The 26,330-nt window shown below is 74.6% G+C and carries 22 protein-coding genes and 1 pseudogene; 11 read left to right on the top strand and 12 right to left on the bottom strand.

Annotation, left to right across the window (positions count from 1 at the left end):
* The first annotated feature begins 99 nt into the window (after positions 1 to 99).
* From ABZ261_RS18190 to ABZ261_RS18175, 4 genes are all read left to right on the top strand, one after another.
* Complete coding sequence (locus ABZ261_RS18190; RefSeq protein ID WP_356860250.1) at positions 100 to 492, top strand: helix-turn-helix transcriptional regulator; 393 nt, start codon at positions 100 to 102, stop codon at positions 490 to 492.
* Positions 493 to 1,407: 915 nt separating this feature from the next.
* Positions 1,408 to 1,890 (top strand): VOC family protein, encoded by a 483-nt coding sequence (locus ABZ261_RS18185; protein WP_356860248.1) that lies wholly within the window; start codon positions 1,408 to 1,410, stop codon positions 1,888 to 1,890.
* A gap of 124 nt (positions 1,891 to 2,014) precedes the next feature.
* The gene (locus ABZ261_RS18180) at positions 2,015 to 2,809 is read left to right on the top strand and encodes a VOC family protein (RefSeq protein WP_356860246.1); all 795 of its coding nucleotides are present in this window, start codon (positions 2,015 to 2,017) and stop codon (positions 2,807 to 2,809) included.
* Positions 2,810 to 2,842: 33 nt separating this feature from the next.
* Positions 2,843 to 3,541, top strand: a complete 699-nt coding sequence (locus tag ABZ261_RS18175; protein ID WP_356860244.1) for a ribonuclease H — start codon at positions 2,843 to 2,845, stop codon at positions 3,539 to 3,541.
* A gap of 271 nt (positions 3,542 to 3,812) precedes the next feature.
* Here ABZ261_RS18175 and ABZ261_RS18170 read toward each other — a convergent pair.
* Positions 3,813 to 4,154 (bottom strand): annotated as a pseudogene (locus ABZ261_RS18170) (tyrosinase family oxidase copper chaperone); the annotation flags it as partial.
* Positions 4,155 to 4,158: 4 nt separating this feature from the next.
* Here ABZ261_RS18170 and ABZ261_RS18165 point away from each other — a divergent pair.
* The 3 genes from ABZ261_RS18165 to ABZ261_RS18155 are packed head-to-tail and all read left to right on the top strand — an operon-like array spanning position 4,159 to position 6,966.
* On the top strand, positions 4,159 to 5,361 hold the full coding sequence (locus ABZ261_RS18165) for an FAD-dependent monooxygenase (RefSeq protein WP_356860242.1): 1,203 nt from the start codon (positions 4,159 to 4,161) through the stop codon (positions 5,359 to 5,361).
* Positions 5,362 to 5,420: 59 nt separating this feature from the next.
* Positions 5,421 to 6,404 (top strand): aldo/keto reductase, encoded by a 984-nt coding sequence (locus tag ABZ261_RS18160; RefSeq protein WP_356860240.1) that lies wholly within the window; start codon positions 5,421 to 5,423, stop codon positions 6,402 to 6,404.
* Positions 6,405 to 6,456: 52 nt separating this feature from the next.
* Entirely contained in the window at positions 6,457 to 6,966 is a 510-nt protein-coding gene (locus ABZ261_RS18155; RefSeq protein ID WP_356860238.1) for a DUF6328 family protein, read from the top strand.
* Here ABZ261_RS18155 and ABZ261_RS18150 read toward each other — a convergent pair.
* From ABZ261_RS18150 to ABZ261_RS18120, 7 genes are all read right to left on the bottom strand, one after another.
* On the bottom strand, positions 6,960 to 7,583 hold the full coding sequence (locus tag ABZ261_RS18150; RefSeq protein ID WP_356860352.1) for a DUF2238 domain-containing protein: 624 nt from the start codon (positions 7,581 to 7,583) through the stop codon (positions 6,960 to 6,962). The genes ABZ261_RS18155 and ABZ261_RS18150 overlap by 7 nt on opposite strands.
* A 120-nt stretch (positions 7,584 to 7,703) precedes the next feature.
* Positions 7,704 to 8,132 (bottom strand): SsgA family sporulation/cell division regulator, encoded by a 429-nt coding sequence (locus ABZ261_RS18145; protein ID WP_356860236.1) that lies wholly within the window; start codon positions 8,130 to 8,132, stop codon positions 7,704 to 7,706.
* A 107-nt stretch (positions 8,133 to 8,239) separates the two neighbouring features.
* On the bottom strand, positions 8,240 to 9,211 hold the full coding sequence (locus ABZ261_RS18140) for an LLM class F420-dependent oxidoreductase (protein WP_356860234.1): 972 nt from the start codon (positions 9,209 to 9,211) through the stop codon (positions 8,240 to 8,242).
* 258 nt (positions 9,212 to 9,469) lie between these two features.
* Positions 9,470 to 10,429: a pyridoxal-phosphate dependent enzyme gene (locus ABZ261_RS18135; RefSeq protein WP_356860232.1), complete on the bottom strand. Its 960-nt coding sequence runs from the start codon at positions 10,427 to 10,429 to the stop codon at positions 9,470 to 9,472.
* Between the two features lie 91 nt (positions 10,430 to 10,520).
* The gene (locus ABZ261_RS18130; RefSeq protein ID WP_356860230.1) at positions 10,521 to 11,510 is read right to left on the bottom strand and encodes a polyprenyl synthetase family protein; all 990 of its coding nucleotides are present in this window, start codon (positions 11,508 to 11,510) and stop codon (positions 10,521 to 10,523) included.
* Entirely contained in the window at positions 11,507 to 12,547 is a 1,041-nt protein-coding gene (locus ABZ261_RS18125) for a tetratricopeptide repeat protein (protein WP_356860228.1), read from the bottom strand. Before ABZ261_RS18125 ends, ABZ261_RS18130 begins: the two co-directional genes overlap by 4 nt.
* A 173-nt stretch (positions 12,548 to 12,720) precedes the next feature.
* Complete coding sequence (locus ABZ261_RS18120) at positions 12,721 to 13,398, bottom strand: AIM24 family protein (protein WP_356860226.1); 678 nt, start codon at positions 13,396 to 13,398, stop codon at positions 12,721 to 12,723.
* A 323-nt stretch (positions 13,399 to 13,721) separates the two neighbouring features.
* Here ABZ261_RS18120 and ABZ261_RS18115 point away from each other — a divergent pair, with 323 nt between their 5' ends.
* From ABZ261_RS18115 to ABZ261_RS18105, 3 genes are all read left to right on the top strand, one after another.
* Positions 13,722 to 14,672 (top strand): dienelactone hydrolase family protein, encoded by a 951-nt coding sequence (locus ABZ261_RS18115; RefSeq protein WP_356860224.1) that lies wholly within the window; start codon positions 13,722 to 13,724, stop codon positions 14,670 to 14,672.
* A gap of 290 nt (positions 14,673 to 14,962) precedes the next feature.
* Positions 14,963 to 18,064, top strand: coding sequence for a LuxR C-terminal-related transcriptional regulator (locus ABZ261_RS18110; protein ID WP_356860222.1), 3,102 nt, complete (start codon positions 14,963 to 14,965; stop codon positions 18,062 to 18,064).
* Positions 18,065 to 18,129: 65 nt separating this feature from the next.
* A complete protein-coding gene (locus ABZ261_RS18105) occupies positions 18,130 to 19,392 on the top strand; it encodes a helix-turn-helix domain-containing protein (protein WP_356860220.1) in 1,263 nt (420 codons plus the stop codon).
* Positions 19,393 to 19,429: 37 nt separating this feature from the next.
* On the opposite strand, the gene ABZ261_RS18100 is transcribed toward ABZ261_RS18105, so the two are convergent.
* A complete protein-coding gene (locus tag ABZ261_RS18100) occupies positions 19,430 to 20,590 on the bottom strand; it encodes a serine hydrolase domain-containing protein (RefSeq protein WP_356860218.1) in 1,161 nt (386 codons plus the stop codon).
* A gap of 305 nt (positions 20,591 to 20,895) precedes the next feature.
* On the opposite strand from ABZ261_RS18100, the gene ABZ261_RS18095 reads away from it, so the two are divergent.
* Complete coding sequence (locus ABZ261_RS18095; RefSeq protein ID WP_356860216.1) at positions 20,896 to 22,683, top strand: M4 family metallopeptidase; 1,788 nt, start codon at positions 20,896 to 20,898, stop codon at positions 22,681 to 22,683.
* A 90-nt stretch (positions 22,684 to 22,773) separates the two neighbouring features.
* Here the strand turns inward: ABZ261_RS18095 and ABZ261_RS18090 are convergent, their stop codons facing one another.
* From ABZ261_RS18090 to ABZ261_RS18080, 3 genes are read right to left on the bottom strand one after another with little or no spacing between them, the layout of a single operon-like run.
* Positions 22,774 to 23,124, bottom strand: coding sequence for a UBP-type zinc finger domain-containing protein (locus ABZ261_RS18090; protein WP_356860214.1), 351 nt, complete (start codon positions 23,122 to 23,124; stop codon positions 22,774 to 22,776).
* Positions 23,121 to 24,572 carry an ATP-binding protein gene (locus ABZ261_RS18085; protein WP_356860212.1) on the bottom strand — a complete coding sequence of 484 codons (1,452 nt, stop codon included), beginning with the start codon at positions 24,570 to 24,572 and terminating at the stop codon, positions 23,121 to 23,123. Before ABZ261_RS18085 ends, ABZ261_RS18090 begins: the two co-directional genes overlap by 4 nt.
* Positions 24,569 to 26,245, bottom strand: a complete 1,677-nt coding sequence (locus tag ABZ261_RS18080) for an FAD-dependent oxidoreductase (RefSeq protein WP_356860210.1) — start codon at positions 26,243 to 26,245, stop codon at positions 24,569 to 24,571. The genes ABZ261_RS18085 and ABZ261_RS18080 overlap by 4 nt, the downstream gene beginning before the upstream one ends.
* Positions 26,246 to 26,330: the final 85 nt, after the last annotated feature.

Raw genomic sequence — 26,330 nt, 5'->3', positions numbered from 1 at the left:
AGGAAAGCACCGCTTCCGGACGGGCCGGCACGGGGTTTCCCTCAGGGCGCAACGCCCGGGCCTTGCCGTCCGGAACACCCCCGGTCCTAGGCTGTCGGAATGACCGACCGGCTGAGCGACGAAGCACACGTGATCCCCCTCCGACCGGCGCCCGTCCGCCCCGACGCGGCCGAGCCCGCTCCCAAACGCAGGGAGCCGCTCTGGCGCGACCTGGTCGGCGAGGTGCTGCGCCGCGAGCGGCGGGCGCAGGAGCGCACGCTCAAGGACGTCGCCGACGCGGCCCGGATCTCGGTGCCCTACCTGTCGGAGATCGAGCGCGGCCGCAAGGAGGCGTCCTCGGAGGTCCTCGCCGCCGCGGCCGAGGCGCTCGGCCTGGGACTCGGAGGCCTGCTGTCGCGCGTGCACGGCGAACTGGTCCGGCGCACGCCCGCACCGGCCCGGCCGGCCACCGCGCCCCGGCAGCCGTACCGGGGGCTCAGCCTGGCCGCCTGACCCGGCCGCGCGGCCCCGTCCGCCGGACACACCCGGATCCGGTTCCGTCACGGCCGCGAAGCGGCAGCCCCCGCCGGACCCCGCTCAGTGCCCGGCGTGCGGATCGGGTCGCCGTGGGGTGCGGACGGGGGAGTCCGCCAGGGCGTACCCGACCGTGTCCGGCCGGCCGGATGGACTGCGGGGCACCCGGCGTCCTGGCGCGGCCACGGGCCCGGCCGCGCCAGGGCCGTGGTCCGCTCCCGGACCTGCGGGTCGAGCCGGTCCGGCGCCTCCTCCCGCCGGAGCCGTCGGTGACACACCCGGATCCGGTTCGCCACGGCCGCGAAGCGGCAGCCCCCGCCGAACCCGCTCAGTGCCTGGCGTGCGGATCGGGCGTGCGGATCGGGTCGCCGTGGGGTGCGGACGGGGGAGTCCGCCAGGGCGTACCCGACCGTGTCCGGCCGGCCGGGTGGACTGCCGGGCACCCGGCGTCCTGGCGCGGCTCTGCGGGTCGAGCCGGTCCGGCACCTCCTCGGGCGGCTCGGCCGCCGGGAGCCGGCCGAGGCGGACGCCGATCACCGGCCGGGGCGGGCGCGGCCCGGCTCGCGGGGCATCGCCGCGCTCGGTCGCCCCCCACGACGCCGAGCCGCTCACAGCGGGCCCGCGCATCGGCCGCGCCCAGGCGCCGGCGACCCGGCCGGCCTCCCGGTCCGGCCGGCGGCGGGCCGGACAGCCGGACGCCCGGCATGCTGCCGGCCCGCACCGGGCGGCTCGGCGGAACACCGGGTGCGCGGGAGGTCGGGGTCCGGGCGGCGGGGGCCGTCCTCGGCCGTACGCATTTTCCGGCGGCACGGCCGATGAGTACGGGACGCGGCAGCGGTCCATACATACGTCCTCGTCCCCCGTTCCCTGCCCGGGTCCCCCCAGGAGGTACTCATGACCACCGACGGATTCACCACGTGTCTCTGGTTCGACGGCCAGGCGGAGGAGGCCGCGCACTACTACGCGTCGGTCTTCGACGACTCCGGCGTCGGCCGCGTCGTCCGCTCCCCCGAGTCCGGGCCCGGCCCGGCCGGCTCCGTGCTGACGGTGGAGTTCACGGCGAACGGCCAGAAGTTCGTCGCGCTCAATGGCGGCCCCCAGTTCACGTTCAACGAGGCGATCTCCTTCCAGATCCTCTGCTCCGACCAGCAGGAGATCGACCACTACTGGACGAAGCTCACCGAGAACGGCGGCGAGGGCGGACGCTGCGGGTGGCTCAAGGACAGGTACGGCGTCTCCTGGCAGGTGGTCTACGCCCGGCTGATCGACATGATCGCCGACCCCGACCCCGGGAGGGCCGGGCGTGCCGTGCAGGCCATGATGACCATGGACAAGCTGGACGCGGCCGCGCTGGACAAGGCGTACGACGGCGCGTAGCGCCGCACGCGCGGGCGGCGCCGGGCCGGCCGCCGAGCGGTGCCCCTCCGGTTCGGCGCGCGGCCCCGACACCGTGTGGCTAGCGTGAACAAGCGGGACACACCACACCAGGAGGGCCGCGATCATGGCCGTGCAACCCGAGGGAACCCCCTGTTGGGCCGATGCGATGTTCAGCGACGTCGAGGGAGCGAAGCGCTTCTACGGCGGCGTCCTGGGCTGGACCTTCGGCGAGACGTCGTCGCAGTACGGCAATTACACGCAGGCCTACGCGGACGGCAAGGCGGTGGCCGCCGTCGTCCCGCCCATGCCCGGCCAGGAAGGCCAGTCGCAGTGGTGCCTGTACCTGGCGTCGCCGGACGCCGCCGCCACCGCGGAGAAGGTCCGGCGGCACGGCGGCGAGGTGCTGATGGAGCCGATGCAGGTCGGTGACTTCGGCACCATGTGCCTGGCGCGGGAACCCGGCGGGGCCGTGTTCGGCGTGTGGCAGGCGGGCGTCCACGAGGGCTTCGAGGCCACGGCCACGCCGGGCGCCTACTGCTGGGCCGAGGTCTTCACCCGCGAGCCGGAGCGGACGGACGCCTTCCTCTCCGCCGTCTTCCCCTACCGTATGAAGGAGATCGAGGACGAAGCGGTGGACTTCCGGATGTTCGACATCGGGGAGGACACCGTTCTCGGCAGGATGCGGATGACCGACGACTTCCCGCCCGAGATGCCGTCGTACATCAACGTCTACTTCACCGTCGACGACTGCGACGCGGCCGTCGCCCGGGCCGGCGAGCTCGGCGGCGTCCTCCGCTTCGGTCCGATGAGCAGCCCGTTCGGCCGGTTCGCCGCGCTGAGCGACCCTCAGGGCGCCAGCTTCTCGGTGATCGACATCACCACCACCGAGGGGGAGAAGCCGAAGATCAGAGACGTGTGACCCGCCCGGACGGCCGGCGCGCACGGCCATGGCATGATCGGACGCATGCGTGAACGTGTGGTGGCCGCGTGCGACGGGGCTTCGAAGGGAAACCCCGGACCGGCCGGATGGGCGTGGGTGGTCTCCGACGACGACGAGCGGACCCCCGCCCGCTGGGCGGCGGGCCCGCTCGGCAGGGCCACCAACAACGTCGCTGAACTGACGGCCCTGGAACGGCTGCTCACGGCCGTGGACCCGGACGTGCCGCTGGAGATCCGGATGGACTCCCAGTACGCGATGAAGGCCGTCACCACCTGGCTGCCCGGCTGGAAGCGCAACGGCTGGAGGACCGCCGCCGGCAAGCCCGTCGCCAACCAGGACCTGGTGGTCCGCATCGACGAACTGCTCGACGGCCGTTCCGTCCGGTTCCGCTACGTGCCCGCCCACCAGGTCGACGGCGACCCGCTGAACGACTTCGCCGACCGCGCGGCCAGCCGGGCGGCCTCCGCCCAGGAACCGGCCGGCAGCGCGCTCGGCTCGCCGGAGCCCCCGCCGTCTCCCGACACCCCGGCGCCGGCCGGCGCGGCGCGCCGGAAGACGCCCCGCCGCACCGGCGGCGCCGGTGGGGCGCGCACCATCAAGGCGAAGTTCCCCGGCCGCTGCCCGTGCGGCCGGTCCTACGCGGCCGGCGAGAAGATCGCCAAGAACGCGCAGGGCTGGGGCCACCCCGAGTGCCGTGGCACCGAGGACTGATCAGGCGTCGTCCGCGGTGCCGCCCGAGGGCGCGTAGCCCGCGTCCGGGTGCCGTGCAGCCAGAACACCGGGTGGTCGGGGGAGACATGCGCCCGCCGACCCGGACGCGGACGCGGTTGTGCGGTGTCGTACGTCGTTCGAAGTCGAGCGGGAACCTGCGCTGCCAGGGCAGGAACGAGGGGAGCGGCGGCCGGTCCGCTCGCCTTCGTCGGTGTCCGTCATGAACGGTCATGGTGCGCGGTGCCGCGGAATTCCTGTGCTGTGGCGGCCGGTTGGCGGGGAACGGCAGCAGCGGCGCGCCCTGCAGCTCGTCCACCGCGGCACGGGCGGGAGCGCGCGGGGTGGGCACCGGGTCGTAGCGGCTGACGGCGCTGATCCAGCTGCCGTCGGCGTTCCGCATCACCTGCAGCCGCACGCCGTCGACGAACACCGCGCAGGCGCCGCCGTGTCCGTGGTGGTGCCCGCCGCCCGACGGGCCGCCCGGACTTCCGGTGATCCTTCCCGGGCGCCGTCCGTCCGGGTGACGCGGCTCACCGCGCCAAGCCGACGCGATCGAGCGGACCGCCTTCCTGCTACCCTCCGGTTCCGTTCGGCCACGTTCGGTGACTGTCAGGGGTGTGCGCGTGAAGGTCGTCGTTGTCGGAGGCGGGCCCGGGGGCCTGTACCTCGCCATCCTGCTCAAGCGGCAGAACCCGTCCCACGACATCACCGTCCACGAACGCAACCCCGAGGGCTCCACGTACGGCTGGGGCGTGACGTACTGGCGCGGTCTCCTCGACCGGCTCCAGACGTACGACCCGGAATCGGCGCAGGCGATCGAGGCCCACTCCCTGCGCTGGAGCGACGGCATCGCCGTGGTGCGGGACGTGGCGACCCGTCACCGCGGCGACCAGGGCTTCGGCATCGGCCGGCACCGGCTGCTGGAGCTGCTCGCCGGCCGGGCCCGCGCCCTCGGCGTACGCCTGGAGTTCGAGAGCGAGCTGACGGAGCCGCCCGCCGGCGCGGACCTGGTCGTCGCGGCCGACGGCGTGCACAGCGCCCTGCGCACCCGCCGTGCCGACGAGTTCGGCACCCGGACGACCTCGGGCCGCAACCACTACATCTGGCTCGGCACCACCAAGGTCTTCGACGCCTTCACCTTCGCCTTCACCGAGACCGACCACGGCTGGATCTGGGCCTACGGCTACGGCTACAGCGACGACCACAGCACCTGCGTCGTGGAATGCCCCCCGGAGACCTTCACCGGCCTCGGACTCGACCGCGCGGACCCGGCCGAAGGGCTCGTCCTGCTGCAGAAGCTGTTCGCCGGCGTCCTCGACGGCCACCCGCTCGTCGCCCGCTCCGGCGCCTCCTGGCAGAACTTCCGCACCCTCACCAACCGCACCTGGCACCGCGGCAACCTCGTCCTGCTCGGTGACGCGGCCCACACCACCCACTACTCCATCGGCGCCGGCACCACCCTCGCCCTGGAGGACGCCGTGTGCCTGGCCGGCGCCCTGCGGGAGCACGCCGCCCTGCCCGAGGCCCTCGCCGCCTATGAGCGCCGGCGACAGGCCGAACTGCTGTCCGTGCAGAGCGCGGCCCGCTACAGCGCCCAGTGGTACGAGAACCTGCCCCGCTACATCCACCTGCCCCCGCACCGGATGTTCGCCCTGCTCGGCCAGCGCCACTCGCCCCTGCTGCCGTACGTCCCGCCGCAGCTGTACTACGGCCTGGACAAGGCGGCCGGGCGGCTGGAGGCGCTGCGCCGGCTCAAGCGCTGGCTGGGCCCCCGCGCGGCCCGCGCCCTGCACGCCCGGTCCACCGCCCGCCGGGGCTGACCCGCCCACCGCGCCGCACGGGTCCGCGGGACGCCGTGCCGGGTGACAGACTGGGCGCCATGGACGAACGCGCATTCCGTAGGTCGGGGCAGTGGGCATCGGTGGTCGGCCTCGGCACCTGGCAGCTCGGCGCCGACTGGGGCCACGTGGACGACAAGGAGGCCCTCGCCGTGCTGGAGGCGGCGGCCGAGTCCGGGGTCACCTTCTTCGACACCGCCGACGTGTACGGCGACGGGCGCAGCGAGGAGACCATCGCCTCGTTCCTGCGCGCACGACCCGACCTGCACGTGCTGGTGGCCACCAAGATGGGCCGCCGCGCCGAGCAGATCCCCGAGAACTACGTCCTGGACAACTTCCGCGCCTGGAACGACCGCTCGCGCCGCAACCTCGGCGTCGACCGTGTCGACCTGGTCCAGCTGCACTGCCCGCCGACCCCGGTGTACTCCTCGGACGCGGTCTTCGACGCCCTGGACACCCTGGTCGAGGAGGAGCGCATCGCCGCGTACGGGGTGAGCGTGGAGACCTGCGCCCAGGCGCTCACCGCGATCGCCCGGCCCAACGTGGCCAGCGTGCAGATCATCCTCAACCCGTTCCGCATGAAACCCCTCCGCGAGGTGCTGCCCGCAGCCCGCGAGGCCGGCGTCGGCGTCATCGCGCGCGTGCCGCTGGCCTCCGGGCTGCTGTCCGGCAAGTACACCCGGGACACGGTGTTCGCGGCCGACGACCACCGCACCTTCAACCGGCACGGCGAGGCCTTCGACCAGGGCGAGACGTTCTCCGGCGTCGACTACGACTCCGGCGTCCGTGCCGCCGCCGAGTTCGCGGCGCTCGCCCCGCAGGGGTACACGCCCGCGCAGTTGGCGCTGCGCTGGATCATCGAGCAGGAGGGCGTGACCACCGTGATCCCCGGCGCCCGCAACCCGGAGCAGGCCCGCGCCAACGCAGCCGCGGCCACACTGCCGCCGCTGCCCGAGGAGACCGTCACCGCGGTCCGCGAGCTGTACGACCGCCGGATCCGGGACCAGGTCGAGCACCGCTGGTAGAGGCCGGGACCTGGGCCGTTTGAAGGAACGGCGCCGGGGTTACACGCTCCGCATGACGGAGGAAGCACGGCGCAGAGGACGCAACGAGACCGAGGAGGAGCGTGCCGACCGGATGTGGGGCGAGCTCATCCAAGAGGTCCGCGTCGCGCAGACAGGTGTGCAGATCCTGTTCGGCTTCCTGCTGACGGTCGTCTTCCAGCCGAAGTACGCGCAGCTCGCCGACGTCGACAAGGCGATCTACATCGTCACCGTCGTCCTGGGCGCCTGCGCGACCGGCGCGCTCATAGGACCGGTCTCCCTGCACCGCCTGGTGTCCGGCCGCCGGGTCAAGCCGCAGGCGGTGCGGCTGGCCTCCCGGCTGACGTTCGTCGGCCTGGTCCTGCTGCTGGCGACGATGACGTCGTCGCTGCTGCTGATCCTGCGGGTGGCCACGCACGACGGCTACGTCCCGTACCTGGTCTCGGCCGTCGTCACCTGGTACCTGGTCTGCTGGTACGGGCTGCCCCTGTGGGCCCGCCGCAAGCACTCGTCCCGCTCGGGCGACCGCAGCGGGTCCTACTGACCGCCGCGAGCCGCGGCCGCGCCGCCGAGCGCGCGCAGCTGACGGTCGTGCACCCGGCTGAGCAGCAGCAGGGACAGCACCGCCCCGGCCAGCGCGCAGCACATGTCCCACTGGGTGTCCCACACATCGCCCTGGGTCGCGAGGAACGCGTCGGCGCCGTGCCCGGCGATCTCGGCCGCGAGCCACTCCAGCAGCTCGAAGCAGGCGCTGAAGGCCAGACAGGCGCACACCGTGAGCGGCGCGAGCCAGCGGCTGCCGCGCAACGGCGAGGTGCGGACGAGCAGTTCCCGCACCAGCACGGCCGGTACGAAACCCTGCATCAGATGCCCGAAGCGGTCGTAGGGGTTGCGCTCCAGGCCGAAGGCGTCGCGCACCCAGTCGCCCGCCGGGACCTGCGCATAGGTGTAGTGACCGCCGACCGCGAGGACCAGCGCGTGCACGGTCAGCAGCCCGCACAGCAGCCCCGTCAACGGGAAGCGCCGCCGAGCCAGCACCGCCACGGGCAGGCCGGCCAGCGCCCACACCGTCTCCAGGAACCAGGTGGCGCGGTCGCGTGCGCCCCACGCCGACACCGCCAGCCCCACGGCCGCAACGCCGGCGAACAGGACGGGCGGCACGCGGCGCGGCGTGCGGAACGGGAGGGAACGCGGTGCGGTCACGGTCACGGCGGGGCTCCTTGCCCGAGGCGTCGTAGGAGCCCATCGTGGCCGCGGGACCGGGGACCGGCATGAGTACGGCTACTCAGCCGCGGAGAGGATCTCCGCCAGCACCTCGTCCACCGGGACGCGTTCCCGCCCCGGCGGGACGACGCGGTGGGTCTCGCGCAGGAACGCGGCGATCGCGGGCGCCCAGGCGAACACCACCGCGCGGTGCCGGCTTCCGTCCGGGCGGACGTCCCCGAGGAACTCCATCCGCAGCTCGTGCCACGGGCCGGTGGCCTCCGGCCGCATCCGCACGTCCCCGATGCCGACCGGCCCGGCGAGGCCCGCGGCGAGCATCTCGCGGTCCAGCCGCCAGGTGGCCAGCACATGCCCGTCGTGGGCGAAGACGGCGGTGACGGCGAACGGGTCGCCGGCGTCGTAGCCGAGGTGGGCCAGCACCGGACACCGTCCGGTGCCGTGGGAGAGCAGCTGCACCACCAGGGTCTTGTGCACGAACGGGTTCACGCGGGGGCCTCCGGCAATGATCGGCGTAGAGCCCCCTCATACCCCCGCTCAGGGGGTGATGCTCACCCGCGTGACTGATTTCCGCGGTCCCCGCCCGCCGGCCCGCGTCACCCGAACGCCTCCCGCAGGGCCGGCAGCAGCGTCTTCGCCGACCAGTCCAGGAACTCCGGCTGGGTGTCACCGCCGATCTGCACCAGGGCGATCTCGTCGAACCCGGCCTCCGCGTACGGCCGCACCGCCTCCACGAACGCGTCCGGGTCGTCGCCGCACGGGATGGCGGAGGCGACGTCGTCGGGGGTCACGAACTGCGTCGCGGCCTCGAAGGCGTCGGGATGCGGCAGCTCGGCGTTGACCTTCCAGCCCAGGCCGAACCAGCGGAACTGGGCGTGGGCGCGCTCGACGGCCGTGTTCCGGTCGGGGTCGTAGCACACCGGGAGCTGGCCGACGCGGGGCTTGCCGGTGCCGCCGTGCCGGTCGAACGCCTCCAGCAGCCCGGCCTTGGGCTCGGTCGCCACGACCAGGTCCGCCAGGCGCCCCGCCAGCTTGCAGGACTGCTCGCCGGAGACGGCGATGCCGATCGGCGGCGCCTCCTCCGGCAGGTCCCACAGCCGGGCCGACTCCACGTCGTAGTGCTGCCCGTGGTGGGTGACGTGGCCGCCCTCGAACAGCGCCCGGATGATCTGCACCGCCTCCTCCAGCATCTCGTGGCGCACGTCCACCGGCGGCCAGCCGCCGCCCACCACATGCTCGTTCAGGTTCTCGCCGGCGCCCAGCCCCAGCCGGAACCTGCCCTGCGACAGCAGCTGCACCGTCGCCGCCTTCTGCGCCACGACCGCCGGGTGGTAGCGCAGGATGGGGCAGGTGACGTAGGTCATCAGCGGGATCCGCGAGGTGGCCTGAGCGGCGGCGCCCAGCACGCTCCACGCGTACGAGGAGTGTCCCTGCGAGCGCAGCCACGGGAAGTAGTGGTCCGAGGTCACCGAGAAGTCGAACCCGGCCTCCTCCGCCTGTACGACGTGGTCCACCAGGTCCCGGGGACCGGCCTGCTCGGTCATCATCGTGTATCCGATTCGCACCATGGGGGGCGAGTCCCCGGCTCGGCCGACGGAAAACGGCCGGCGCGCGGGCTCGGCCCCGCGGGATGCGGAACGCCCGCGGGAACGTCCCCGGCGCCAGCAGCTGGGCCGCGTTCATCCGCGTGCATCCCTGAAAGCCCGGCTTCGCCCTCTTCGGGACGTGCCGGGCCGTTCCGCCCTCGCCCGCGAGGCGCGGACGATCGACTCGACCGGCCGTCGAGCTGCGGGCAACCGAAGGCGAGCGAGGGGCGCGGTCCTGGTTCACAGCAGTCCGAAGCGCTCGGCCCAGCCGATGATCTCCTGAGGCGTCGTGTTGCCCCCGCACACCACGAGTCCGAGCCGGCAGCCGTCGCCGACCCGTGCCGCCACCCGCCGGGCGGCCGGCAGCAGACAGCCCGCGGCCGGCTCCGCCCACACCTTGGCGTGGTCGGCGAGCTCCAGGCAGCCCTGCACGGCGTCCCGGTCCGGCACGACGAGGACCTCCTCGACGAGCGCGGCCGCGTGGTCGTACGTCAGCCGTGACACCGACGGTGCGCTGAGCGTGGTGACCAGGGAGGACAATGGCACCGGCACCGGACCGCCGGCCCTGAGCGCCCCGGACATCGCCTCGGCGCCCTCCGTCTCCACGCCCCACACCCGCACGCCCGGCCGCCGGGCGCGCAGGGCCGCCGCGATGCCGGCGATCAGTCCGCCGCCGCCGACGCTGACGACGACGTCCGTCAGCTCCCCGGCGTCCTCGGCCAGCTCCAGCCCCACGGTGCCCTGTCCGGCGATCACCACCGGGTCGTCGAACGGGTGCACCAGGGTCAGCCCCTCGTCCCGCAGCCGCGTCACCAGCCGGAAGGCGCTGTCCATGCCGTCGGTGATCCGCACCGACGCCCCGGCGTCCCGGGCGAGCGCGAGGGACCGCGCGGGCGCGGTGCGCGGCATCACGACGGTCGCCTTCACATCGAGGGCCGCCGCCATCACCGCCAGCGCGACGCCGTGGTTGCCGCCGCTGACCGCGACCGCACCGGCCGCCCGCTCGGCCTCGCTCAGCGACAGCAGTTTCGCGGTGGCCCCGCGGGCCTTGAACGAGCCGGTGCGCTGGAGCAGTTCGAGCTTGGCGGTGACGGGCACGCCGAGCAGCGCACCCAGGCCGGGGCTCGGTACCGTCGGCGTCCGTACGACGTGTCCGGCGATCCGCCGTGCGGCGGCTTCGATGTCCGAGATGCCGATCAAGGTGGTTCACCCTTCCGGCGCGGGTCGGGAACCGCGCCCCCGGCACCTTCACCCGCCGGGGCGCCAGGGGTCAACGCATCGCGGATCACGGCTACAGCTCGCGGCCGGCCAGGAAGTCCAGCAGCCGGGACAGATCCCCGGCGGCCCCGCCGGCCAGCGGGGCGCCGGCGAGCAGCGCCCGCGCGGCGGCCGTGTGGGCGCGGGCCTCGGCCAGGGCCGCCGTCCGGCCCCCCGCCGCCTCGATCAGCGCCGCGGCGTCCTTCTCGCGCCCGGGGGAGCCGAGCAGCGCCGGCAGGTGCGTCTTCTTCCGCTCCCGCAGGTCGCCGCCCACGGGCTTGCCGGTGACGGCCGGATCGCCCCACACGCCGAGCACGTCGTCCACCAGCTGGAAGGCGACCCCGAGATGCCGCCCGGCCCGGTCCAGGGCGCCGACCGTGGCCGGGGGCGCCCCGGCGAGCGCGGCGCCCAGCGCGACGGCACAGCCCAGCAGCGCGCCGGTCTTGCCCTCGGCCATCGTCCGGTACTCCTCGGGCGTCACCCGTTGTGGCCCGGTCCAGGGGCGTTCGGCGAACAGCAGGTCGTCGGCCTGCCCGCGCACCAGGTCGGCGAGGGCCGCCGAGAGCAGCCGCACCGCGCCGGGGCCCTCGGGCGCCGCGGCGAGGGTGTCCACCGCCAGCGCGAACAGGCCGTCCCCGGCCAGGACGGCCGGGCCCGTGCCGTACGCCCGCCACACCGCGGGGCGGCGGCGCCGCATCGGGTCGCCGTCCATGATGTCGTCGTGCAGCAGGGAGAAGGCGTGCACCAGCTCCACCGCGACTGCCGCCGGGACGCCGGCCCGCCCGTCGCCGCCCGCCGCCTCGGCGCCCAGCACCGCGAGCGCCTGCCGTACCCCCTTGCCGCCGGGGGCCGTGGCGGGCGCCCCGCCGACCTCGCACCAGCCGAAGGAGTACGCGGCCATCTCGGCCACCCAGGGATGCAGCCGTCCCACCGCTTCCTCCAGGGCGGGCCGCACCAGGTCCCGGCAGCGGGTGAGGATGTGCCGGGCCGAGTCCTGGACCGGCGAGGCGAGTGGGGCCGTCACCGCACGGCCTCCGCGTCGAGGCCGAACTCCCGCTGCGCCCGGGCCACCATCTCCCGCGCGTGCCGCAGTCCGCTGCGCTCCAGCGTCCGGGCCAGGTCGGCGAGTTCGGCGGCCGTCTCGGCGCGGTCGCGGCCGAGCCGGGCGAGGGACTTGGCCAGGCCCAGCCGGGACAGCGCCTCGCCGCGCGGCTCGCTCATGGTCCTGAACTCCGCCAGCGCCAGCCGGTACCGGTCCCGGGCCTCGGCGTAGCGTCCGGCGCGGTAGAGGACGTTGCCCTGCATCTTGTGGTTGTAGGCGAGCGCGCTGGAGAGGTTCATCTCCCGGCAGGTGGCCTCCGCCTGCGACAGCAGCTCCAGCGCGCGCCCGGTGTCGCCGTCGCGCACCGAGAGCACGTCCGCGAGTCCGCGCAGCGCCCAGGCGTGCCCGCGCCGGTCGTCGGCCCCTTCGGCTATCCGGGCCGCCTCCGCGAACAGGGCGTACGCCGTGTCGTGGTCGCCGGTGTTGCGGTGCATCTGGGCGATGCCCTCCAGTGCCCACACCGTGTGCCGGGCCTCGCCCCGCTTGCGGGCCTCGGCCAGCAGCTGCTCGTGCAGCCGGCCGACCGCCGCGTAGTCGCCCTGGATGCGGCCGGTCTCCGCGAGGCCGGCCAGCGAGTAGCCGCGGACGACGACGTCCCCGCCGCGCTCGCCGAGGTCGGCCGCGAGCTTCAGCAGCCGCCAGGCCAGCGGGAACGCCCCGCGCTGCCGGGCCAGGGTGCCGCCGCTCCACAGGGCCCAGGCCATCGCGGCGGTGTCGCCGGCCTCGCGGGCTGCGCGGTAGCTGGCCTTCCAGGCCCGGTCGGCGTCCCGTACGTGGCCGAGCCGCCGGTGCGCCTCGGCGACCGCGAGCCCGCAGCGCGCCGCCTCGCCGGGCTGTCCGGCCCGCTCCGCCTCGCGCAGCCGCTCGGTGGCCTCGGCCAGCACATCGATCAGCGAGGAGTTGACGGACAGGGAGTTCAGGGCGCCCTGGTATTCCGGGGCGAAAGCCTTGCCGTACATGCGTACCCTTCTATACACGGAGCGTATACCCGCCGTGTATAGCTGCTCGGAAACATGCCCCGGCCTGCCGGCCGGGGCTCGGTCTGTCGCCGATCAAGACGCCGGTACGGCGGCCGGGGTTGCCCGTGCGACGTGGATCACTTCGCGTCGCCGGGCCACCGCTCCGCCCCCGTTCAGTGCTGCTGGGCCTTCTGGGGCGTGACCTCGCTCGGGCGCACCACCACGAACCCCTCGCCCTGCAGCATCAACTGCACCGCCTCACCGGAACCGCCGCGCAGCATCGAGCCGATGGACTGCGAGCGGTGCAGCGAGGTCTGCAGGTCCGCGGTCCAGCCCACCACCGCGTCCGTGTCGACGTACACCGGCGCCTGCGCGGTCACCGGGATGACCAGCGGGTTGCCCTCGCAGATCAGGCCGAGCCGGCCCTGCCCGCTGAACACGCTGTTGAACAGGCCGCCGCCGGCGATCCCCGACCCCTTCACCGTCTTGATCTCGTACGACAGCGAGGCGTCGAAGCACAGGACGTTGCGGCCGTTGACGGTGAACCGGTCGCCGGGCTCGACCTCGACGATGAAGCAGTTCTGCGCCTCGTGCGCGAACCAGGCCTCGCCCTGCCCGCGCACCGCCATGAGGGGCAGACCCTCACCGGTGACCGCACGCTTCAGCATGCCGCCGACGCCCTGCCCCTTGCGCTCGAAGGCGAGGCTGCCGCGGTAGGCGACCATCGCGCCCTGGCGGGCGTACATCTCGCCGTCGACCGCGTACCTGATGCACTTGGCGTTCTCGACGGACATCCCCGGCGCCACGGCCGGCTGCACCACGTGCTGACTGGAGAAAAGATCACCCTTCATGCGGGGCATGGTGTCCCGGAGGGCGGGATTCCGCCAAGACCACGGATCGTACCGGTGCGGAAACACGCCATGCCTCCGGCTGCGCACGGCCCGCGCCGCCCCCCGGCCGGCCGGACGTCTCCGGCACGCGCCGGGAGGCCTGGCCGGCCGGATCGTCCCGCGAGCGTCCCGACAAGACCGGTGACATCGCCGGTCCGGTCCGGACCGGCGAGCCCCGACAGTGGCACCGCCATCCCCACGGCGGCGCCCTTCGGCCGCGGCACGCCTGTGCGTGTCCCCGGATCCCGACGGGCGGCCCGCCACGACCGAGAGGACGACTCGTCGTGCAGCACCCGCGCACCAGCACCACGGCACCGGCCCGCCACCCGGCCCACCGCCCGTCCCCGGCCCGCCCCGGCCGCCGTACCGGGCGGCCGGCGGCCCTCGCCGCGACGGTCGGCGCCGTCGTCGGCCTGACCCTGCTCGGCGGGCCCACGGCCCACGGCGCCGACAACCCCTACGAGCGCGGTCCGGCGCCGACCGAATCGAGCATCGAGGCGGCCCGCGGCCCGTACGCCGTCTCCGAGACGACCGTCTCCCGGCTCTCCGTCACCGGATTCGGCGGAGGCACCGTCTACTACCCGACCAGCACCGCCGACGGCACCTTCGGGGCCGTGGCCGTCTCACCCGGCTACACCGGCACCCAGTCCTCCATCTCCTGGCTCGGCCCGCGGCTGGCGTCCCAGGGATTCGTCGTCCTCACCATCGACACGCTCAGCACGCTGGACCAACCCGACTCCCGCGGGGCGCAGTTGCTCGCCGCCCTCGACTACCTGACCCGCAGCAGCTCCGTCCGCGGCCGCATCGACTCCACCCGCCTCGGCGTCATGGGCCACTCCATGGGCGGCGGCGGCAGTCTGGAGGCCGCGAAGGCGCGTCCCTCGCTGCAGGCGGCGATCCCGCTGACACCGTGGAACCTCGACAAGACCTGGCCCGAGATCAAGACCCCCACGCTGATCTTCGGCGCCGACGGCGACACGATCGCCCCCGTCGCGAGCCACGCCGAGCCGTTCTACAACACCCTGCCCGGCTCCCTCGACCGCGCGTACCTGGAGCTGAACGGCGCCACCCACTTCACGCCCAACACCTCGAACACCACGATCGCGAAGTACAGCGTCGCGTGGTTGAAGCGGTTCATCGACGACGACACCCGCTACGAGCAGTTCCTCTGCCCCCTGCCGCGACCGGGCCTGACCATCGAGGAGTACCGGGGCAACTGCCCGCACACCTCCTGACGGCCCGCCCGCACACGGAGCCGGCCGACGGCGCGATCGCGGTCCTCGCACCACCCGGACCGTCCGCGGCCCCGGTGCCCGCGCGTCCGTGACCCGGCGGCGACCGCCCGTGGCGGCGGTCGCCGCCGGCGTTGTGCCCGTGCACCGCGTGCCGGCCGGCACGTTGTGCCCTGCCACAGGCCGTGCCGCCCGGACCTGAGCCGAACCCGCAGGTGACCGGGCCGTTCAGCCGTGCGGCGGCCCGGACGGACAGCTTCCGCGCTGTCTGACGCCTCAGTAACGTCGCGGGAATGACGGGACGGACCCCCCTGGGACCCGCCGCGCCCCGGTACCGGCCGGGGCGACGGCACGAGGCGGCGGCGCTGGTGGACCGGCTGCGCGGCGGCGGGGCCTGCGTCGTGACCGCCGAGCCCGGTGGCGGCCGCTCCGCCTTCCTGGCCGCCGCCGCCCGCGCGTACACGGCCGGGCCCGTCGTGAGCGTGCCGGGCCGCGGCGCGCGGTTCCGGCAGCCGCTGGCCGCCCTGCGCGCCCTGTGCCGGGCGGCCGGGGCGCCCGCCGCGTGCGCCGCCGGCCCGGTGGGTGACCTCATCGGCGCGCTGGAGGCCACGGCCGCACCCGGGACCCTCCTCCTCTGCGTCGACGACGCCGACCGGTGGGACGCAGCCTCCCGCGCCGCCCTCGGCCGGCTCGCCGCCCGCCTGCCCGGCGGAGGCAGGCTCGCCCTCCTGCTCAGCGTCGCCGGACACCGGCCCGTCGACCCCGAGTTCACCGGCCTGCCGCTGCTGCGGCCGGCCCCCCTGGCAGCGCCGGACGCGGCGTCCCTGCTGGACGAGGCGGCCGGGGGAGCGCTCGACCCCCGGGTGCGGGAGGAGATCACGGCCGCCGCGGAGGGCAACCCCGGACTCCTGCTCGGCCTGCTGCACCGCCTGACCCCGGACCAGCGCGGCGGCCGGGCGCCGCTGCCGCGTCCCCTGGCCGACGCCGGGACGCTCACCGCGCTGGCCGGCGGTCGCCTCGCCGCCTCGCTCCGCGGACACCGGGACCTGCTGCTCGTGACCGCCGCGGCGGTCCACGCGTCGCAGGAGCCGACCGCCGAGGCCGAGCTCGTGCGGCGGGCGACGGCGTATCTCGCCGGTCACGGGTCCCGGCACGCCCCGCAGCAGCCGTCGGCACCCGACGGCGGTCCTCCCGCCCGCGGGGGCCGGGGCGGTGCGGGCCCTGTCCCGCCGTGCGGTGCCGCACCGCCGGACGGGCCGGCCGCCGCCGACGGGCCCGGGCCGTGCCACGCCCCCGGTCCGCAGGGCGCCGACGACGGCCGACTCCTGCCGTGTGCCGCCCCGCTGCCCGAAGCGCTCCACGCCTTCGACGGCCGGCTCGGCTTCCGCAGCGCGCTGCTGTGCCGCACGGTGTACGCCGCCGCGTCGGCCGGGCGGCGACGCGCCGCGCACGAGGCGCTGGCCCGGGCGCTGCCCGACGGGCGGGGCCTCCCGGCGCTGCTCCACCGGTCATGGGCCCTCACCGCCCCCGCCGCGCCGTTCGCGGCCGATCTCACGGCCGCCGCGGCCGACCCTTCGTCGGCGGCCGCGCCCGCACTGCGCTGCCTCGCCCACGCACGCGCCGCCGAACTCACGGCCGACGGCGCCGAGCAGGCCGGCCGGTACACGGCCGCCGCCGAACAGGCCCTGCTGGCCGGGCAGCCGGCCAGGGCGCTGCGACTGCTCGACGCGGCCCGCGGCCGTCCGGCGTCCCCGGCGGTACGCGCGCGTGCCGAGCTGCTGCGCGGGACCGTGCTGCGCTGGGACGGCCCGGTCGACGATGCCTGCGAGACCCTGCTGCTCGCCGCCGCGCTGTTCGCCCCGCACGATCCCGAGCGGTCCGCCGAGGCCGCACTGGCCGCCGCGGACGCCGCGTGGTCGGCGGGCGACCGCACGGCGTGCCTGCGCGCGCTGGCGGGGGACCCGGCCCACGGCCGCCCCGGGTCCGGCGCGCACCCGGCCCTCCCGGACCAGCCACCCGGAACCGACCCTCGCCTCCCGGACCAGCCACCCGGAACCGACCCGGGCCTTCCGCCCCGGCCGGCCGGCGCTGCCGCACCGTCCGCCGTCCTGCGCGACCACCGCGCGGGCCTGCGCGCCGTCCTGGAGGGCCGCTTCGACCAGGCCGCCGCGCCGCTGCGCCGAGTGGCGGACCGGGCGGGACGGGCCCACGACCCCGAGCCGGCCCCGGGGGCGGCGGACGACCCCGGACGGCCGCCGGGCTCCGCGGACGACTGCGAGCGCCTGCTGCGGGCGGCCTCGGCGGGGCTGCTGCTCGGTGACGTCGAAGCCGCCCGGCGGGCCGGCGCGCGGGCGCTCGCGGCGGCCCGCACGCACCGGTACGCCGTGCACGAGGCGCGCGCCCTGGAGTACCTGGCCTACAGCGAACTGAGGGCCGGCCGGCACGCGCTGGCCCGTACCCATGCCGAGGAGGGGCTGCGCAGCGCCTACCGCACCGGGCAGACCAACACGGCCGCCCACCACCACGCCGTGCTGGCCCTGGCGGCGTCGATCGAGGGCGAGGCCGCCACCGTCGCCGAGCATGCGACGGACGCCCTGGCCACCGCGCGCCGGCACGGGCTGGCCCAGGCCGCCGCCCTGAGCGAGTGGGCGACCGCCCGCGCCGACCTGGGCCACGGCCGGCCGCGGGAGGCCGCCGAACGGCTCCGCCCGCTGGTGCGGCCCGGCCGGGAACGCGGTCACTTCGCCGTCTGGATGCTCGCCGTCCCCTGCTACGTGGAGGCGTGCGCGCTCGCCGGCCTGCCGGACCGGGCCCAGGGCGCGGTCGAGGACCTCGCCCGCTGGGCGGCCTGCGACGCCGACCCGCAAGCCCCCGCCCAACTGCTGCGCTGCCGGGCGCTGCTGGCTCCGCCCGACGCCGCCGACCCGCTGTACCGGCAGGCGTTGCGGCGGCACGAGGAAGCCGCAGGCGTATTCGAACGGGCCCGTACCGAGCTGCTGTACGGCAAGTGGCTGCGCAGACGCCGCCGTCTGCGCGAGGCACGCCACCGTCTGCAGGCCGCCCTGCTGGGTTTCGAGCGCTGCGGCGCACGTCCGTGGGTCCAGCAGGCGGCGGCGGAACTCCGGGCGAACGGGGTGGCCGGGACGGGCGGGGCGTCGGCGGCGGCGAGGGCGGGTCTGCCGGACGGGCTGGCCCGGCTGACCCCGCAGCAGCTGCGCATCGCCCGCGGAGTCGCCCAGGGCCTCACCAACCGCGAGGTGGCCCTGTGCCTGTCCGTCAGCACCCGGACCGTCGACTACCACCTGCGCAACGTCTTCGCGGCCCTCGGCGTCCGCTCCCGGGTGGAGCTGGCGCGCCTGGTGGAACAGGCGGAGAGGACCGTTGCACACCCCTAGGGACCGACCGATCGGTATGTCATTCTTCCTGAACGACGAGTCAGCCGAGCCTGGGGAGTACCGCCATGCACCCTGCCGTACGGCCACGCCCCGTCCTCCGTCCGGGGGCGCAGCCCGCACCCCGGCCGCGCGCAGCCCGGGCCCGGTCGCTGGTCGACGCCGACGCCCTGCGGGCGCTGCACGGCGCCGCCCGCACGCTGCTGCGCGAGCTGCCCGGCCTCACCGACCGGCTGGTCGCCGCACTGCGGGAGCGGGAACCCGCCTACCGGGCCGCGCTCGACGACGACCACCCGGGCATCCGGCAGGAGGTGCACCGCTCGCTGGGGCACAGCGTGGCCTCCCTGCTGGACCCGCGCGGCACCCGCGACGCCGCGCGCAGCTGCTCCTGGCGCATCGGGGTCGCCCGCGCCGAGCAGGGCCTGCCCCTGGACGCCGTGCTGCACGCCTACCGGCTGGGCGGCTCCCTGGTGTGGCAGGAACTCGTCGACGTCACCTGTCGCACCGCCCCGGAGGACGTCCGGCTCCTGGTGCATGTGGCGGGAGACGTCTGGGACTTCGTCGACGAGCACTGCACGCTCGTCGCCGACGCCTACCGGCAGACCGAACAACGGCTTCTGCGGCGGCGGGAGAACCGGGTGCGGCTGCTGGCCGCCGCCCTCCTCGACGGCACCGGGCGCATCGCCGACCTGCCCGGGACGGCACAGGCCCTCGGCCTGCCCGAGCAGGGGCGCTACGTCGTCGTCGCCGTCGCGGGAGCGCGGTCCCCGGACGCCGTGCGCGCCCTGCTGCCCGGGGACGCGCGGGTGCACTGGCACACCGGCCCGGAGACGGACCACGGCATCGTCCTGGCCGCCGACGGCCTCGCCGCCGCACCGGCCGGCCCGCCGCCGGGCCTGCGCGTCGGCGTCGGCCTCGCCGTCGACGGGCTGGCCCGCGTCGGCGAGGCGCGCCGGTCCGCGGACACCGCCCTGCGCCTGTGCCCCGGCACGGGCGGCACCGTGCGGCTCGACGGCCGCCTCCCCGAGGCGCTCCTGGTGTCCTGCCCGGAACTCGCCGCCCTGCTGGCCGAACGGGCTTTCGGCCCGCTCGGCCGGCTGGAGCCGGCCGACGCCGACGTGCTGCTGGCCACCCTGACCGCCTGGCTGGAGTGCGACGGCTCCGCCCAGCGGGCGAGCAGGCGGCTGTACTGCCACCGCAACACCGTGCTGAACCGCCTGCGCCGCTACGAGCGGCTGACCGGCCGTTCCCTGTCGCGCCCCGCGGACCTGGTCGAGACCGCCCTCGCCCTGGCCGCACGCCGGCACCTGCAGAACCCCGCGACCCCCTGACCGCTGCGGGGGCCCGCCCCGGGGGGAGCGCCCTCGCTCACCCCGCCTCCGGCTTCCCGCAGAACGCCGACTCCAGCGCTCCGGCCAGCGTGTCGAGCACCGCGCCGTTGTTGGAGGTGTTGGCCACGGCCGTCAGGCTCCGGCCGCCGTCCTTCGTCGCGAAGGCGTACGTGTAGTAGCCCTGCACGGCGCCCGTGTGCCCGTACACCGACACCCCGCAGGACAGGTCCCGCCGGCGCAGCCCGAGCCCGTACGCCGTCGTGCCGTTCACCTTGACGAACCGCTCCATCTCCGCGAGCCGCGCGGGGGACAGCAGCTTCCCGCTCAGCAGGGCTCCGTAGAAGACATCGAGGTCCCGCGCGCTGGAGATGAGCGCACCCGCGCTCTGCGCCCAGGACACCGTCTGGGCGGTCGCGTCGACCAGCGGGGCGCCCGCCGCGTCGGGCGTCAGGTACCCGCGGGCGTACCGGCCGGGGATCGCGGTGTCCGGATGGACGTAGAAGGTGTCGGTGAGCCGCAGCGGCGCGATGATCCGGTTCTGGTACGCGGTCCGGACGGAGTGCCCGGTGAGCTTCTCGATGAGCAGCCCGGCGACGACGAAGTTGGTGTTGGAGTACGCGTAGGCGGCGCCGGGCGCGTTGGTGCGGGGCTTCTTCAGGGAGAGGGCGACCAGCTGCCGGTAGGTGAAGACCTTGTTCCGCACCGCCTCGAAGCCGGAGACGCTGCTGGCGAACATGTCGTTCGTGTAGTCGTACAGCCCGCTGCGGTGGCCGAGCAGGTGACGGACCGTGATGCGGTCGTCGGGCAGCAGCCCCGGCAGGTAGCGGTTGACGGGTGCGTCGAGCGACAGCCGCTTCTCGTCGGCGAGTTGCAGCAGGACGACGGCGGAGAAGGTCTTGGTGACGCTGCCCACCCGGAACCGGTCGGCCGTGCTGATGGCCCGCCCGGTGGCGCGGTCCGCGACGCCGCGCGTCATCCGGTAGGTCCGTCCCCGGTCGTCGATCCGGGCCAGGACGCCCGGCGCGCCCCGGTCCACCGCCGACCGCAGCACCGCGGCCAGGCCCGCGGTGTCGGGCGCCGGGAGCGCCGCTGCCGCCGGGGTGCCCGGCTCCCCGGTCGCGGCCCGCGCGGGTACCGCGAGGAGCGACAGCGCGACCGCTCCGAGGACCGCTCCCCGGCCCACCGTTGCTGAGACCATCCGGCACCCACTCCCATCAGCTTCTGATGCGATATCAGTCACATTCCGCCCTGGGAACCTAGGGGATGGCCGCGACGTCTCCACAGCCGACACACAGTTGGTGGTCTTGTGATCACCCTGTGGCGTTCATTTGCAAAATATTGCCATAGACGTTCGCGAAATCGATCATTCCGGCTTTACGTGAACATGACTGATCCATAAGGGTTGCCCCCTGGGGCCGGACAGGCCCCCGTGGCGTCCAACCGCGCCACGCCTCAAGGCGGTTGATGTCCTCGCCGCCTTCGGACGAAGGAACCCTGATCAGATTGCGTAGACCGCACATACGCACCCTGGCGGTCGCCGTCGCGGTGACGACGGCTGCCACGGGCCTGGCCGGCACGGCTTTCGCGGGCGCCTCCGCGGGGGTGGAGCGCCCCGCCGCCTCCAGCGCACCGGACGCCGCGGTCGTGGTGGAGGCGGCGCGCACCGCGGCCTTCGCGCACGCCTCGGCGACCGGCGTCTCCGAGGGCGACGAACTGCACGCCCGGGACGTCATGATCGACCCCGAGGGCGGCCGCCACGTCCGCTTCGTGCGCACCCACGACGGTCTGCCGGTGCTCGGCGGCGACCTCATCGTCCACCTCGACCGGGGACTCGGCTACACGGGCGTGACCCGCGCGGCCGGCCACGCCGTCGAGGCCGCCACCTCCGAGGCGAAGCTGACCGCGGCCCAGGCCGCCGCCAAGGCCGCCCGCGCGGCCGGGGGCGACGCGGGCGGCGCCCAGCTCGTGGTGGACGCCCGCGGTGGCGCCTCCGCCCTCGCCTACCAGGTGACCGTGACCGCCGAGGGCAGCTCCCGCACCGTCGTCGTCGACGCGGTGACCGGCAAGGTGCGCAGCAACACGCCGACCCGGGACGAGTTCCTGTCCCCGAAGCTGCTCGACGCACTGCGCGAGCGCGGCGAGACCCTCGACCCGGCCACGGGCACCGGATCCGCCTCCGCCACGGCCGGCCTGCTCGGCTCCGGCGTCTCCGGCGCCACGAGCTACCCGTCGGCCGCCAAGGGCACCGGCAAGACCCTCTTCGTGGGCAGCGTCGGCCTCACCACCACGCAGACCTCGCGCGGCCACTACCAGCTCAAGGACCCCAGCCGGTACGGCACCGAGACACGCGACGCCAAGGGGGCGGAGACGCAGAAGTTCAGCGCCGGCTCCAAGTTCACCAACACCACCAACGTGTGGGGCAACGGCAAGACCACCAGCCGGGCCAGCGCCGCCGCCGACGCCCAGTACGGCGTCACCAAGACGCTGGACTTCTACAAGTCCGCGTTCAAGCGCAAGGGCATCCGCAACAACAGCAAGGCCGCCCAGGCGATGGTCCACTGGGGCAGGAAGGTCCCGAACGCCTTCTGGGACCCCGCCTGCACCTGCATGCTGTACGGCGACGGCGACGGCCAGGTGTTCAAGAAGCCGCTCGTCGTCCTCGACGTCACCGGTCACGAGCTGACCCACGGCGTGGTGGAGGCGACCGCCGACCTGCAGCCGACGATCGTCGACTCCGACGGCAACCAGTACGGCGAGCCCGGCTCGCTGAACGAGTCGCTCGCGGACATCTTCGGCTCGAACGTCGAGTTCTACGCGAACAACGCCAAGGACACTCCGGACTACCTGGTCGGCGAGAAGCTGGGCCTCGACCAGAAGTTCCTGCGCCGTCTGGACCACCCGTCGCTCGACAAGCTCGAGGGCACGATCGACTACTGGTCCGCGGACACCTACTTCACCGAGGTGCACGCCGGTTCGGGTGTCTCCTCGCACGCCTACTACCTCCTCGCGGAGGGCAGCGGCAAGAAGAAGATCGGCAGCGTCACCTACAACTCGCCGACGTACCACGGGATCACGGTCAAGGGCATCGGCCGCAGCAAGGCGACCGCGATCTACTACCGCGCCCTCACCCGCTACATGGTCTCCACGACCGACTTCCACCAGGCGCGCGTCGCCACGCTGAAGGCGGCCAAGGACCTGTACGGAGCCGGCAGCACCGAGTACAAGACGGTCGACAAGTCGTGGGCCGCGGTCAACGTCACCGCCGCCAACACCCCGGCCGCCCGCCGCTGACGGACGCCCCGGCACAGCCCGGCGCCACCGGATGCCCCGCCCCGCGCGGGGCATCCGCACGCCGGGGCCGCTCAGCCCCCGCCGCCGGCCTCAGCGCAGCGTCCGTGCCCAGTCGTCCGGGACCCGGCCCGCCGGCCCGGGGGCCGGCTGCTCCGGGGGCCGGCTGGCCGGGGGCGCCAGCTCGGGTCCGGAGGCGTACAGCTCGTCGGTGGCGTAGTTCCAGAACCAGCCCTCGCCCGGTTCGAAGCTCCGGATCAGCGGATGCCCCGTCTCCCGGAAGTGGGCGGTGGCGTGCTTCGAGGGGGAGTCGTCGCAGCAGCCGATGTGCCCGCACTGCGCGCAGCGGCGCAGATGGAACCACCAGCCGCCCGCCTCCTCGCACTCCGCGCAGCCCGTGCCGCTGGGCGGGACACGGGGGTCGATTCCGTCGACGTCGTTCATGCCGGCTCCTCGTCGGGGGTGGCGGCGGTCAGGGGCAGCAGCACCTGGAAGCGGGTGTCGCCGGGCACCGACTCGACCCGCAGGGTGCCGTGGTGCTTGTCGACCACGATCCGCCAGGAGATGTCCAGGCCGAGCCCGGTGCCCTCGCCGACCGGTTTGGTGGTGAAGAACGGGTCGAAGATCCGGTCCTTGATCTCGGGCGGCACACCGGTCCCGGTGTCCCGGAACTCCACCAGCAGCCGCTCGTGGTCGCGCGCGGTCCGCACCGTCAGCGTGCCCTCGCCGCCGGCGCTCCTGATGGCGGAGACGGCGTTGTCGACGAGATTGGTCCACACCTGGTTGAGCTCCGCCGGATAGGCGGGCACCGGCGGCAGCGTGCGGTCGTACTCCTTGACGACGCGGATGCCCGGGTCGAACTTCCCGGAGAGCATCAGCAGGGTGCTGTCGAGGAGCTCGTGCACGTCCACCACCCGGTACGGCGCCCGGTCCAGCTGCGAGTACTGCTTCGCCGCGTCGACCAGGTGCGAGATGCGGGTGGTGGAGTCCTCGATCTCGTTCATCAGCAGCTCGGTCTCGATGGTGTAGTTCAGCCAGCCGACCGCGTTCGGCAGGATGTCCTCGTCCACGACGGCCGCGACCTGCTCCAGCCAGTCGACGTCCAGTCCGGCCTGCACGAAGGTGGGCGCCACCTGCCAGGCGTGGCCGACGCCGTGGTCCTCCAGCCAGTCGGTGAGCAGGTCCTCCCGGTCGCTGGCCTCCAGCGGGCTGAGCGCCGGGGCCTTGGCCACCCGCTCGGCGGTGCGCTCCTGGATCTCGATCAGGCGGGCCAGCGTGTCGCGGGAGAACGGCCCCTCGGTGATCACGGCGAGCTTGTGCCGCATCTTCGCCACCCGCTCCCGCAGGGTCGAGGTGGCCCGGACGGCCGCCGCGGCCGGGTTGTTCAGCTCGTGGGTGAGCCCCGCCGACAACGAGCCGAGCGCCAGCAGCCGCTCCCGCTGCCCGATCATGGCCTGGGTGTTCTTCGAGCCGAAGAACAGGCCCTCCAGCAGGTGGACGGCCATCGGGAACCACTCCCGCATGACGTCCGCGAAGAGGTCCGCCGGCAGCACGAAGAACCGCGTCGGCTCGGTGACCCGCATCGAGTTGTTGTAGACCTGCCGCACCCGGTCGCCGAGGTAGGCCTGCATCGCGCCCGCGTACACGCCCGGCTGCGAGGTCCGGGTGACCTCCACGTCGTCGCCGCCGACCCGGCGGGACAGCACCACCGTGCCCTCGATCATCACGAAGAAGCAGGTGGCGGGGTCGCCCTCGGTGTACACCGGGCCGGGCTGGAACAGCTCCACCCGGCCCTGGCTGCACAGCCGGCCCAGCTGCTCGGGGCTCAGCTTCTCGAACAGGAACAGCGAGCCGATCTCCTGCGGGCTGCACGCCACGACCTGCCCGCTCACGACTGCTCCAGATACCGGTGGACGAGCATCACGGCCATGGCTCCCTCTCCGACGGCGGACGCGACCCGCTTGGCCGACTCGGCGCGCGCGTCACCCGCCACGAACACGCCGGGCACGCTGGTCTCCAGGTGGTACGGCGGGCGGTCCAGCTCCCAGCCGGCCGGGGGGCGTCCGTCGGCGGTCAGGTCGGGCCCCGCCAGGATGAACCCGCGCCCGTCGCGCAGCACCGTCCCGTCCAGCCAGTCGGTCAGCGGGGCGGCGCCGATGAACACGAACATCCACTGGGCGTCGACCCGTTCGGTCTCCCCGGTCAGTGTGTGACGCAGGGTCAGCTGCCGCAGGCGGTCCGACCCGTGCGCCTGGTCGACCTCCGTGCGGCAGCGCACCGAGATGTTCTTCGTCTCGTTGATCTGCTGGATGAGGTAGTGCGACATGGACGCCGACAGGTCCGGGCCGCGCACCAGCAGCGTCACCGACTTCGCCACCCGGGACAGGTGCATCGCCGCCTGGCCCGCCGAGTTGGCGCCGCCGACGATGTACACGTCCTGGCCCTGGCAGGAGGCCGCCTCGGTCAGCGCCGAACCGTAGAACACCCCGCAGCCGGTCAGATCGGTGCAGCCCGCGGCCTCCAGCTGCCGGTACTGCACGCCCGTCGCCAGGATGACGCTGTGCGCCGCGATCGCGGAGCCGTCCGCGAACCGTACGACCCGCGCGGCGCCGCTGGCCTCCAGGCCGGTCACCTCCCGCGCGGTCAGGATCTCGGCGCCGAACTTGGCGGCCTGCCGCCGCGCCCGGTCGGTGAGCTGGGCGCCGGAGACGCCGTCGGGGAAGCCGAGGTAGTTCTCGATCCGGGAGCTCTGCCCGGCCTGCCCGCCGGTCGCCGACCGCTCCACCAGCACGGTCCGCAGGCCCTCCGAGGCCCCGTACACGGCGGCGCCGAGTCCGGCCGGCCCGCCGCCGATCACGACCAGGTCGTAGAAGTCGGCCGCGGGCGTCGTCGCGAGGCCGACCCGCGCGGCCAGCTCGGGCGCCTCGGGCTCGACCAGGACCGTGCAGTCCGGGGTGATCACCACCGGCAGCCGCTGCCCGTCCTGCCCGGCCGCCGCCAGCAGCCGCCGCCCCTCCGGTTCCTCCACCGAGTACCAGCGGTAGGGCACCTGGTTGCGGGCCAGGAACTCGCGCACGTCCGAGGAGCGCGCCGACCAGCGGTGGCCCACCACCTTGGTGCTGGGCACCGGCTTGTAGGCGCTGTTCCGCCACGCCTCCAGCAGGTCGTCCAGGACCGGATAGAGCTTCTCCTCCGGCGGGTCCCACGGCTTGAGCAGGTAGTGGTCCAGGTCCACCACGTTGATCGCGTCGATCGCCGCCTCGGTGTCCGCGTACGCGGTCAGCAGCACCCGGCGCGCCCCCGGATACACGTCCAGCGCGTGCTCCAGGAACTCGATGCCGTTCATCCGCGGCATCCGGTAGTCGGCCAGGATCACCGCCACCAGGTCGCCGCGCAGCTTCAGCTCGCGCAGCGCCTCCAGCGCGGACTCACCGGACTCCGCGCGCACGATCCGGTACGACTCGCCGTAGCGCCGCCTGAGGTCGCGGGCGACGGCACGGGAGACACCCGGGTCGTCGTCCACGGTCAGGATGACGGTCCGCGCTGCGTCGGCGGCCTGTGCCATACGTCTCCCACCCCGGGCGTCGGTTCCGCGGGACGGTGTCGCGGGGACCACCGCACCGGTTCGAAGCCCATCGTATGTTCGATCG

Origin of the sequence: Streptomyces sp. NPDC006193, from assembly GCF_040613915.1 — a bacterium.
GTDB lineage: Bacteria > Actinomycetota > Actinomycetes > Streptomycetales > Streptomycetaceae > Streptomyces.
The sequence above is the reverse complement of the archived record's forward strand: the minus strand, read 5'-3'. Positions and strand labels throughout refer to the sequence as shown.

Coding starts and splice junctions, on each gene's coding strand:
- ABZ261_RS18190 (WP_356860250.1), top strand. CDS start 100: ATGACCGACCGGCTGAGCGACGAAGCACACGTGATCCCCCTCCGACCG.
- ABZ261_RS18185 (WP_356860248.1), top strand. CDS start 1,408: ATGACCACCGACGGATTCACCACGTGTCTCTGGTTCGACGGCCAGGCG.
- ABZ261_RS18180 (WP_356860246.1), top strand. CDS start 2,015: ATGGCCGTGCAACCCGAGGGAACCCCCTGTTGGGCCGATGCGATGTTC.
- ABZ261_RS18175 (WP_356860244.1), top strand. CDS start 2,843: ATGATCGGACGCATGCGTGAACGTGTGGTGGCCGCGTGCGACGGGGCT.
- ABZ261_RS18160 (WP_356860240.1), top strand. CDS start 5,421: ATGGACGAACGCGCATTCCGTAGGTCGGGGCAGTGGGCATCGGTGGTC.
- ABZ261_RS18155 (WP_356860238.1), top strand. CDS start 6,457: ATGACGGAGGAAGCACGGCGCAGAGGACGCAACGAGACCGAGGAGGAG.
- ABZ261_RS18140 (WP_356860234.1), bottom strand. CDS start 9,211: ATGGTGCGAATCGGATACACGATGATGACCGAGCAGGCCGGTCCCCGG.
- ABZ261_RS18125 (WP_356860228.1), bottom strand. CDS start 12,547: ATGTACGGCAAGGCTTTCGCCCCGGAATACCAGGGCGCCCTGAACTCC.
- ABZ261_RS18120 (WP_356860226.1), bottom strand. CDS start 13,398: ATGAAGGGTGATCTTTTCTCCAGTCAGCACGTGGTGCAGCCGGCCGTG.
- ABZ261_RS18110 (WP_356860222.1), top strand. CDS start 14,963: ATGACGGGACGGACCCCCCTGGGACCCGCCGCGCCCCGGTACCGGCCG.
- ABZ261_RS18105 (WP_356860220.1), top strand. CDS start 18,130: ATGCACCCTGCCGTACGGCCACGCCCCGTCCTCCGTCCGGGGGCGCAG.
- ABZ261_RS18100 (WP_356860218.1), bottom strand. CDS start 20,590: ATGGTCTCAGCAACGGTGGGCCGGGGAGCGGTCCTCGGAGCGGTCGCG.
- ABZ261_RS18090 (WP_356860214.1), bottom strand. CDS start 23,124: ATGAACGACGTCGACGGAATCGACCCCCGTGTCCCGCCCAGCGGCACG.
- ABZ261_RS18080 (WP_356860210.1), bottom strand. CDS start 26,245: ATGGCACAGGCCGCCGACGCAGCGCGGACCGTCATCCTGACCGTGGAC.